The organism is Dietzia sp. DQ11-71, from assembly GCF_014144995.1.
GTDB lineage: Bacteria > Actinomycetota > Actinomycetes > Mycobacteriales > Mycobacteriaceae > Dietzia > Dietzia kunjamensis.
In genome coordinates this window covers 1-2,720 of sequence record NZ_JAALDT010000332.1, presented here as the reverse complement: position 1 = coordinate 2,720, position 2,720 = coordinate 1, and the positions used below count along the sequence as shown (strand labels likewise).

The 2,720-nt window shown below is 70.1% G+C and carries 2 protein-coding genes; both read right to left on the bottom strand.

Going from position 1 to position 2,720, the window contains the following annotated elements; all coding sequences use genetic code 11:
- Nucleotides 1-2,190: transglycosylase domain-containing protein (locus tag G6023_RS11990; RefSeq protein WP_182635662.1), on the bottom strand; the 2,190-nt coding region annotated here is incomplete at its 3' end.
- A 130-nt stretch (nt 2,191-2,320) separates the two neighbouring features.
- Nucleotides 2,321-2,719: a DUF5318 family protein gene (locus tag G6023_RS11985; protein ID WP_067720029.1), complete on the bottom strand. Its 399-nt coding sequence runs from the start codon at nt 2,717-2,719 to the stop codon at nt 2,321-2,323.
- Nucleotide 2,720: the final 1 nt, after the last annotated feature.

Here is a 2,720-nt window from a genome sequence, read left to right as displayed (position 1 = left end):
GGGCGCCGGGGCGGGTGCGGGTGCCGGCGCACCGGCGCCCGGGATGACGATCTCCGGCAGTCCGGGGACCTGGAGCGTGAGCGGGCCGGGAGCCTGCGGCGCCGGCGCGGGCTGGACCGGGGCCGGGGCCTGACTGGCCTGGGGGACGTAGTCATCGGTGCCGGCACCGGTACCGGTCCCGCCCGTGGTGCCCGAACCGCTCCCGTAGGACTGCCCCTGGGAGGCGCCGGCCTGGCCGCCGATGTACCCGGGCTCGGGGAAGCTCTCCCATTCCGTGCCGGACAGGGCGCCGTCCATCGTGGACTTCCAGATGTCGGCGGGCAGCGACGCGCCGTACATGGTGCCGCCCCAGGCGTTGAGCAGCGGCTGGTTGTCGTCGGTCCCCACCCAGACGGCCGTCGCGATCGACGGGGTGTAGCCGACGAACCAGGCGTCCTTGTTGTACCCGGTCTCGCCGAGCTGGGTGGTGCCCGATTTCGAGGCCGAGGGCCGCCCGCCGGCCAGCGAGTGACCGTTCGAATAGGCGGCGATGGGCTGCATCGCGGAGGTGAGGTTGTTGGCGACGTCGGGGTCGACCACCTCCTCGCCCTCGATCGAGGAGTTGTCCAGCAGCACCTCGCCGTCGGCGGTCTCGACCCGCTCGATGAAGTGGGTCGGCCGGTGGACGCCCTCTGCGGCGAAGGTCGCCAGGCCGGTCGCCATGTCCCGCACGCGGATCGGGTACTGGCCCAGGATGAGGCCGTCGTAGGGATCCTCGCCCTGCTCGCTCAGCGTCTCCCACGGTAGACCCGGGATCTGCTTGGGGATGCCGGTGCGGTGGGCCATGTCGCGGACGTCGTTGGCCCCGTTGTCCAGCATGCGCTGGAGCCGGATGAACGAGGTGTTGAGCGACAGCAGCAACGCCTGGGAGATGGAGCACGAGCCACAGGACCGGCCGTCGACGTTGGTGACCGTGACGTTGCCCGTGGTCACGGGCGCGGACGAGATCTGGGTCCCCAGGCCGATGCCTTGGTCGAGGGCGGCGGCGACGCCGAAGATCTTGAACGTCGAACCGGTCTGCAGGGGGGCGTTGGCGTAGTCCCAGCCCTCGGCCTCCTCGCCGCCGTAGTACCCGATCACGCCGCCCGTCTTGGGATTGATCGACACGATGGCGGTCCGGTTCTCCGGCCTCTCGCCCTGCATGTTCGACCGGGCGGCGTCGACGACCGCCGACTGGGTCTGGGGGTCGATCGTCGTGGTGATCTTCAGCCCCCGGGTGTTGAGCATCTGCTCGTCGATCCCGGCGGCCGCGAGCTCGCCCAGCACCTGACGGCGGATGGGTCCGTTACTCGGGTCGCCGACGTTCTGCTCGATCGCCTGCGGGTCCTCGACGACCTGCGGGAACGCCGCATTGCCGCGCTGCTGGGCGTCGATCGCGCCCATCTCCCGCATCCCGTCCATGACGTAGTTCCAGCGGCCCTCCGCCGCGGCCCGGTTGTTGAGCGGGTCGAGCGCGGACGGCGACTGGATGACGCCGGCGAGCAGCGCACCCTCCTCGATCGTGAGCGCCTCGACCGGCTTGTTGAAGTAGGCGGTGGACGCGGCGGCGATGCCGTAGGCGCCGCGGCCGAAGTAGATGGTGTTGAGGTAGGCCTCGAGGATCTGGTCCTTGGACCACTCGTTCGTCATCTTGGCCGCGATGACGATCTCCTTGGCCTTGCGTTGGTACGTGGGGGCGTCACCGACCATCGTGTTCTTGACGTACTGCTGGGTGATGGTCGAGCCACCGCCCGCACCGGCCTCGCCGGTGATCTGCCCGATCACCGCGCGACCGATGCCGGTGGGGTCGTACCCCTCGTTGGTGTAGAAACTGCGGTCCTCGGCGGCGATCACCGCGTTGCGCACGTGGACGGGGATCGCGTCGAGCTCGATGAGCGTGCGGTTGCCCTCCGGGGGCACGATCCGGCCGATCATCGTGGTGCCGTCACTGGAGTAGATCTCGGAGATCTGTTCGGTGCGGACGCTGCCGGGGCTGGGGATCTCGGTGCGGTTGTACATCACCCCCGCGATGGCCAGGGGGATCACGAGGACGACGACGGCGAGGAGGATCACCGTCGTCCAGATCGGATGGCGACGGGCCCAGCCGCGCCGGTCCGAGCTGGAGCTCCGGCCCTCGTCGGCGGACCGGTTCGTCCTGCCATTCTGCGACATGTTCTACCCTCCTGCGAGCCGACCCGTCTGGCCCGGGAGTCCCCCGGTTGCGGTGCTCTGGCGACCATTGTGTACGAAATCGCGACCGATTCTGTACTCCGGAACCCGCGTCGGGCACTCCGGGCGGGCGTCAGCTGTGTCGGCGGAGCTCTCGCGCCGCTCGTCGCACGCGCTTTCCGGCACCCGGGGTGAGCCCCACCTCGTAGGAGAGGATCAGGTGGTTCCAGGAGCAGCTGCGGCACACCTCCACCACGTGGACGGTGAACTCGTCGTGGGTCAGGGCGAGGTGCTCTATCTCGTCCCGACCGCGGGCCGACCCGGACGCCGGACCGAGGTCGTCGCCGAACACCCAGGAGACCTCCGTGAGGTTCTCCTTGCGGCACACCGGGCAGACCGTCTCCGTCTCCACGCCGTGGAAACCGGCGGCCCGCAGGAGGTAGACGTCCGCGTCGCACACCTCGCGCAGCGAGAGCGCGCCCTCGCGCAGGCCCCCCAGGACGCCGCGGCGGCGCAGCGCGAAGTCCACCACC